Here is a 7,058-nt window from a genome sequence, read left to right on the forward strand (position 1 = left end):
CTACAAGCCGTACTGGCCGCCGGTCCGCTGGTCCCGGAGCGGGCGGTGCGCATCATCGAGCAGGTGGCTACGGCGCTGCAGGCGGCGCATCAGGCGGGGCTGGTCCATCGGGATGTCAAGCCGTCCAACATTTTGATCGACGACAACGACTTCGCGTACCTGATCGATTTCGGCATCGCGCGTGCCGCCGGGGAGACCGGGCTGACCAGCACCGGCGCGACGATCGGAACGTGGTCCTACATGGCCCCGGAGCGGTTCCAGGGCGATACGGCCGACGCCCGCGCCGACATCTACGCGTTGGCATGTGTGCTGTATGAGTCGCTGACCGGCCAGCCGCCGTTCCCCGGTCAGAGCCTCGAGCAGGTCGCGATGGCGCACATGACACAGCCGCCGCCGCATCCATCAGGGGTAATGGGCGGCGTCCCCGCGGCGATGGACGATGTCATCGCGACGGGCATGGCCAAGAACCCCGATCAGCGCTACGCCAGCATGGTGGAGTTGGCGCGCTCGGCTCGCGAGGCGACCACGGGCCCGCTTGCCGGCCAAATCCACGGCCAAGACACCCAACTAGCCGCTACCCAGGCGGGACCCCCACACCGGGCCATGGATGCGTCGCCGCCTCCGACCGGGTCGAGGCGCAAGTGGTTGATCGCCTTGCTGGTGGTCGTTCTCGTCGTGGCCGCAGGAGTCGGGGTGGTACTGCTACATAATGTTTTGTCGCACAAGACGACCGGCCCGGAGTTGGTGCTCACCGCGGCCACCGACCCCGGGGTGAACTCGTTCATGCCGGCGGCTGCCTCGCCACCGCCGACCAACACCAAGCCCCCGCCCACCCTGCAGCCACACGGCGACGGCACCGTGGTCACCCAGCCGCTACCCGGCGACCGTGACGGCCTCTACGGCGGCACCCTGAACAACGCCGAATGCGACCGCGACAAGATGGTCGCCTTTCTGGGCAACCACCCGGCCCAGGCCGGCGCCTTCGTCGAGGCGCTGAACACCGACCCCACCCTGTTCTGGAGTGGCGGGCGCCCGCTCACCGCCGCCGACATCCCCAGCTACCTGCGCGAACTCACCCCCGTCGTGCTGCGGCTGGACACCCGGGTCACCAACCACGGATTCGACGGGACCCACCCCACCACCCTGCAATCGGTCTTCCAAACCGGCACCGCGGTGTTCGTCGACGCCCACGGGACACCGCGCGCCCGCTGCTACTGCGGCAACCCGCTGACCGCACCGGTCGCCCTAACCGGTCAGCCCCAAGCCGTCGGCGCGCCCTGGGCGGGCTACCACCCAACCGCCCTGGCCGAGGTCCACCCCACCACCGCGGTCATCACGGTGTTCGTCCTCGTCGACATCGTCACCGATCAACCCTTCAACCGGCCCGCCGGCACCACCGGGACCGACGACACTCCACACGACCAACCCGTCGCGCCGCCCCAACCCGCACCCAGGGCCGCGCCGGGCTCGCAACCCTCGATCGACGGCACCTACCTGATGCACCCGCTGGGCGACCCCTGCGGCGTGCATGCAGTTGACCGCTCTGCGACCGTGACCCATCAAGGCAACACACTGACCTTCCAGTTTGATGTGGGGGTCACTTTCACCGGCAGCCTGAACGCCGATGGGTCATTCCAGGTCAGCAGCGGTGACAGAGGTGGCGGGACGATGTGGGGTGTCTTCGCCACCGAAGGCGGGCGCACTATGATCCGCGACGTCAAATATCGGGCTTCTACCGGCTGCACTGCGCCGTTGGAGGGCACCAAGCAGTGATATGGCCCAGTGCCGCAAGCCTTTACGTCTTTGTCAGAGTGAAGGGACGCGTGAATGGCGGATCGTCTGAGCCCCGGTGCGCGGCACAACGCAGCGGGATAACCGCAACCGTGCCTGTCATTGTTTCGAGATTGACGGTGTAAGACTGCGCCTGCGTCAATGAAGTCCCATCCGGACACAGACTCGAGGGGTTCGCCGTGAAGCTGCCTTGGCCGTTGTGCACCTGTGTGTCAGCCATGATGGCCCCCGCAGCCATGTCTGGATCCTGTTTTTTGTTGCCCCCGCCAAAGTGAATGTTGGCGCAGCCGGGGCCGCACGAACTGATCGTCCACACGCCGATTTGACCTTGCGGGGTCTCGACGTCATAGGTGCCGTTCGGCGGGTCCGCAGAAGCGATCCCCGCAGCGGCGAGCAGCAGTGTCGCTGAGGCCCCGACACCGATCGCCGAGCGAATGCTTTTGCGGGTGAATGATTGGCGATATGCGTAGGTGGTCATGATGTCGGGTTTCTGTAGTGGGCAGGCTGTGGTTCTGCTATTGACCAGCTATGAAGACGCTACGCGCGCCCAGGCAGCAAATGACGGAAATGCGCCAGTCCTGGACGCTGCCAATGCGCGGTTTTCGCTGACTTTCAGGATGCCTGACCTGCCGAAACGCTGTGGAGCTAAGGGGATTCGAACCCCTGACCTACTCGATGCGAACGAGTCGCGCTACCAACTGCGCCATAGCCCCTGATCGCTAGCAGGCTACCAGTCGCGACGTCGGTCGCCGAACCGTTACTGACCGGCGGCTCGCGGCAGGTCCCGGTGCCAGCCGTAATCCCGCGCGTAGGGCGCGTAGTCGAGATGCTCGAAGATTGGATCCTCATCGTCGATCTCCAGCACGACGGCCCCCGGGCGCCGCAGTCGCGACGGGACCACGTCGAATTCGCGGTCATAGGCGTTCTCGACACCCAGCCGCGACCGCGCCATCCGGTGCATCCGACGGCGTTGCACTCGCTCCTCGATCCGGGTCTGCCGGCGCAGATATCCCAGGTAGAGCACCGTCACAGCAGCAAAGCTGCCGCATATCCACCACGCCCCAGGATTCAGCAGGAACGCGGCGCTCGCCGATCCGACCAATGCCAGCGCCATGACCATCAGCACGCGCTTGCGAAACGCGTACTTGCGGGCGCTAACCGCGGCCGCGGTCTCGTAGTGATGCCGCCGGGAAAACGTGTGCGCGACGGCCCCGGGCGCTTCCTCGGCGACCGGAATCCCCGATGTGTCGTCGACGTATTCGTATTGATCGGTGCCCTGGTCCTCGGTGTCCTCGGTGTCCTCGCCGTCCGACGCCTCGTCCTCGCCATCCGACGTCTCGTCCTCGGCCACCTGCTGAGGCTGCTCTTCGGCCACCGGCTCGGCTACCATCGCGTCGCCTGCGTCGGCAACTATGGCGTCGCCCGCAGCCGCCTCCACAGCCACTGCGGCCGCGACGACGTCGCCGCCGGCTTGCGGCATTTCCTCGGTGTCGTCGGAGTCGAGGTCTTCAAGGTCCCCGTGCTCGTCCTCTTCTGGCTGCCAGTTCGGGTCACTACGGTGTCCAGCGGCCGGTCCGGCTCGCTTGAGCAGCCGTGCCGCCGCCGCGCCGCTGTTGAGCACCCGGGTCGCCAGGGCCACATCGCTGGTGCGCCGCACTGCGTCGCGCTTGCTGATGAGCATGGGAACCAGCACGAACAGCCAGAGCACCACGAGCGATATCCATAACAATGATTGCGGGATGCTTGGCATGGTGACCTGCTCCTTTCCCCGCCAGATTAGGCCGGTAGTCGGCGCATTCAGTCGAGGCGCGCCCAGGACAATTACACACCTGTAATTTGCTGCTGACAAGCACCACCAGTCACAAATGTCACATTTGCAACAGGATCATGCCCAGCTCGCGTGCCCGTCACGCACCAGTGCCGAGGTCACCGACCCGTAAACCTCGTCGGCTGTCAGACCCACCAACAGGTGATCGCGCCAATCCCCGTCGACCTGGAGGTAGCGGCGCAATAGCCCCTCCTCGCGAAACCCGACCTTTGCCAGCACGGCCCGGCTCGCCGCATTCTCCGGCCGCACGGTGGCTTCCACCCGATGCAACTTGACCGGACCGAAACAGTGATCCAGGCCCAACGCCAACGCTCCGGTTGCGACGCCGCCACCGGTGAACGAGCTGGACACCCAGTAGCCGATCCATGCCGACCGCAACGCGCCGTGGGTGACGTTGCCGATGGTCAGCTGTCCGCAGAACTGGCCATCCAATTCGATCGCATAGGGCAACATGCGGCCCTTGCGGGCTTCTGACCGCAAACTCGAACATACCGCCGGCCAAGACGAAATCGAATGCCGCGCAGTCCAATCCGCTTCGGTGCTGGGCTCCCAGGGCTCCAGATGGGCACGGTCGGCCAGCCGGGTGCGGCTCCACGCAGCGGCGTCGCGCATGCGTACCGGGCGCAACCGGATCACTCCTGCCGAAACACGCAGCGGACCCGCGCTCGTTGGCCAGCCCGGATGCTGGGAGCTAGCGCGCCATACGCTCACGAGCCCGAACCACCGTGTCGCTCAGCCACGCTGAGCCAGAAACGCGACGTCGACGATCTCGCCGATGCGGATCTGCTCGGCCTCACGGGGAACCACGACCAGACAGTTTGCCTCAGCCAGCGTCGCCAGCAGGTGCGACGACGCGCCTGGCGCACCACCCAGCGCCTGCACCAGGTATTCGCCGGTGTCCTGGTCGCGCATCAGCTGCCCCCGCAGAAACCCTTTGCGGCCCGCCACCGAGGTGATCGGTGACAGCGTGCGGGCCTGCACAACCCGGCGCATCGGCTGGCGCTTACCCAGCGACAGCCGGATCAGCGGCCGGACCATCACCTCGAAGACGACCAACGCGCTGACCGGATTCGCCGGCAACAGAAACGTCGGCACACCTTCCCGGCCGAGTTGCCCGAAACCCTGCACCGAGCCGGGATGCATTGCGACCCTAGTGACTTCCATCTCGCCGAGCTCGGCGAGCACCGAGCGCACGGCCTCGGCCGCTGCCCCGCCGACCGCGCCGGCGATCACCACGATCTCGGCGCGGTTGATCTGCCCCTCGACGACTTCCCCAAGCGCTTTTGGGTCGTTGCTGACGATGCCGACACGATTCACCTCCGCGCCCGCGTCTCGGCCGGCGGCCGCCAGGGCGTAGGAGTTGACGTCGTAGACCTGTCCGTTGCCGGGTGTGCGCGAGATATCGACCAGCTCACCACCGACCGCGAGCACCGACAGCCGAGGACGCGGGTGGACCAACACCCGGTCTCGGCCAACCGCGGCCAGCAGTCCCACCTGAGCGGCACCGATGATCGTGCCGGACCGGACCGCGACATCGCCCGGCTGCACGTCGTCGCCGGTGCGCCGGACGTAGGCGCCCGATCGCACGCCACGCAGCACCCGCACCCGCGACTGTCCGCCGTCGGTCCATCGCAGCGGCAGCACCGCGTCGGCCAATGTCGGCAGCGGGGCGCCGGTCTGCACTCGCACGGCCTGGCCCGGCTGCAGCCTGCTCGGTGTGCGCGTGCCGGCTTCGATGGTGCCCATCACCGGCAGGGTGACTCCGCCGGGCCTTGATGGCGATTCCTCCGGCTCGCCCGGGACCGCGCGCAGATAGTCGTCGCCGGTTTGACCGTTGGACGGCTCCGGCTCGCCGACGTCGAGCACATCGACACTGCGTACCGCATAGCCGTCGATTGCGGCCTGGTCGAAACCGGGCAGCGGACGTTCGGTCACGACCTCTTCGGCGCACATCAACCCCTGCGCCTCGGCAATGGCAACGCGCATCGGTCTCGGCGCCACCGCGGCGGCCGACACCCGGGCTTGTTGCTCTTCCACCGAACGCACAGCGCGCCTTTCTGCCGTCAACCGGTCGGCACACTCGTCGCCGGGCGCCCTAGTCTTCGGCCAGACCCAATCGAGTCACCAGCCACCGCCGTAACTCCGGGCCGTAATCGTCACGGTCCAATGCAAAGTCAACCGCAGCCTTGAGGTAGCCGCCGGGATTTCCCAAGTCGTGTCGGGAGCCGCGATGCACGACAACGTGCACCGGCTGGCCCTCCTTGATCAATAACGCGATCGCATCGGTGAGCTGCATTTCACCGCCCGCGCCCCGATCGATGCGGCGCAACGCGTCAAAGATGCTGCGGTCGAGGACATATCGGCCCGCCGCCGCATACAACGACGGCGCGTCGTCCGGCTTCGGCTTTTCCACCATGCCGTTGACCTTCAGCACGTCCTTGTTGGCCCCGGGCACCGTCTCGACGTCGAAAACGCCGTAGGCACTTATCTCCTCGGGCAAAACCTCGATCGCACACAACACCGTGCCGCCGTACTCGGCGCGCACGTTCGACATCGTCTCGAGCACGCCGGTCGGCAACACCAAGTCGTCGGGCAGCAACACTGCTACAGCGTCCTCGTCGACGGCCAACACCGGCTCCACGCAGCTGATGGCGTGTCCCAGGCCGAGCGGCTCGGCCTGCACGACCGATTCGACTTTGATCAGCCCCGGTGCCCGGCGGACCTTGGCCAGCATGGCTTTCTTGCCCCGCGCTTCCAGCGTGCCTTCCAACACCAGGTCTTCAACGAAATGCGCGACGACGCCGTCCTTGCCCTCGGAGGTAATGATCACCAGCCGTTCGGCACCGGCCTCCGCGGCCTCGGCGGCCACCAACTCGATGCCGGGCGTGTCGACGACGGGTAACAGTTCCTTGGGCACCGTCTTGGTCGCGGGCAGGAAACGGGTGCCCAAACCGGCCGCGGGAACGATCGCGGTGCGAGGAACCGAAGCCTGTGCGGGTGACATCGTTGAAACCCTATCGTTGACCCTGTGGCGACCGCGGGCAAGGGCGCATTGCGAGAACGACTGTTGGCAGCCCGGCGTTCGGTTCCAGACGACGTCCGGGCCGACGAGGCCCGATCGTTGGCCGACCACGTCAACACGGTGGTGAGCAGCAACATCACTGTGTGCGCCTACGTGCCGGTAGGCGCCGAGCCGGGGTCGATCGAAATGCTGGATGTGCTGCTGCGGCGCGCCGGCCGCGTGCTGCTGCCAATCGCGCGCACCACCGCCGACGACTCCCCGGTGGCACTGCAATGGGGTGAATACCGACCCGGACAGTTGGTGACCGCCCGGTTCGGACTGCTCGAGCCGATCGAGCCGTGGCTACCGTCGACGACCTTGGCCGAGGCGAGCGTCGTGCTGGTTCCCGCGCTCGCCGTCGACCGCGCGGGTGTGCGA

At 66.8% G+C, this 7,058-nt stretch carries 7 protein-coding genes and 1 tRNA gene; 2 read left to right on the forward strand and 6 right to left on the reverse strand.

What is annotated here, in order from left to right:
• Nucleotides 1-1,773, forward strand: a 1,773-nt coding sequence (locus WB785_RS02215) for a DUF6777 domain-containing protein (protein WP_424077064.1), incomplete at its 5' end; no start/stop codon positions are given.
• Between the two features lie 22 nt (nucleotides 1,774-1,795).
• On the opposite strand, the gene WB785_RS02220 is transcribed toward WB785_RS02215, so the two are convergent.
• From WB785_RS02220 to WB785_RS02245, 6 genes are all read right to left on the reverse strand, one after another.
• Nucleotides 1,796-2,269: a hypothetical protein gene (locus tag WB785_RS02220; protein WP_424077065.1), complete on the reverse strand. Its 474-nt coding sequence runs from the start codon at nucleotides 2,267-2,269 to the stop codon at nucleotides 1,796-1,798.
• Nucleotides 2,270-2,431: 162 nt separating this feature from the next.
• A tRNA-Ala gene (locus tag WB785_RS02225) sits at nucleotides 2,432-2,504 on the reverse strand.
• Between the two features lie 44 nt (nucleotides 2,505-2,548).
• Nucleotides 2,549-3,541: a gephyrin-like molybdotransferase receptor GlpR gene (gene glpR, locus WB785_RS02230; RefSeq protein ID WP_424077066.1), complete on the reverse strand. Its 993-nt coding sequence runs from the start codon at nucleotides 3,539-3,541 to the stop codon at nucleotides 2,549-2,551.
• A gap of 135 nt (nucleotides 3,542-3,676) precedes the next feature.
• Nucleotides 3,677-4,330 carry a GNAT family N-acetyltransferase gene (locus WB785_RS02235; protein ID WP_424077067.1) on the reverse strand — a complete coding sequence of 218 codons (654 nt, stop codon included), beginning with the start codon at nucleotides 4,328-4,330 and terminating at the stop codon, nucleotides 3,677-3,679.
• 21 nt (nucleotides 4,331-4,351) lie between these two features.
• Nucleotides 4,352-5,665, reverse strand: a complete 1,314-nt coding sequence (gene glp / locus WB785_RS02240; RefSeq protein ID WP_424077068.1) for a gephyrin-like molybdotransferase Glp — start codon at nucleotides 5,663-5,665, stop codon at nucleotides 4,352-4,354.
• A gap of 49 nt (nucleotides 5,666-5,714) precedes the next feature.
• Nucleotides 5,715-6,623 (reverse strand): UTP--glucose-1-phosphate uridylyltransferase, encoded by a 909-nt coding sequence (locus tag WB785_RS02245; protein ID WP_424077069.1) that lies wholly within the window; start codon nucleotides 6,621-6,623, stop codon nucleotides 5,715-5,717.
• Nucleotides 6,624-6,647: 24 nt separating this feature from the next.
• On the opposite strand from WB785_RS02245, the gene WB785_RS02250 reads away from it, so the two are divergent.
• Nucleotides 6,648-7,058, forward strand: a 411-nt coding sequence (locus WB785_RS02250; protein ID WP_424077070.1) for a 5-formyltetrahydrofolate cyclo-ligase, incomplete at its 3' end; no start/stop codon positions are given.

The sequence above is a fragment of the Mycobacterium sp. genome (assembly GCF_049585075.1).
GTDB lineage: Bacteria > Actinomycetota > Actinomycetes > Mycobacteriales > Mycobacteriaceae > Mycobacterium.

Bases quoted from the DNA above. Each gene is read 5' to 3' on its own strand.
- WB785_RS02220 (WP_424077065.1), bottom strand. From the start codon at position 2,269: ATGACCACCTACGCATATCGCCAATCATTCACCCGCAAAAGCATTCGC.
- WB785_RS02245 (WP_424077069.1), bottom strand. From the start codon at position 6,623: ATGTCACCCGCACAGGCTTCGGTTCCTCGCACCGCGATCGTTCCCGCG.
- glpR (WP_424077066.1), bottom strand. From the start codon at position 3,541: ATGCCAAGCATCCCGCAATCATTGTTATGGATATCGCTCGTGGTGCTC.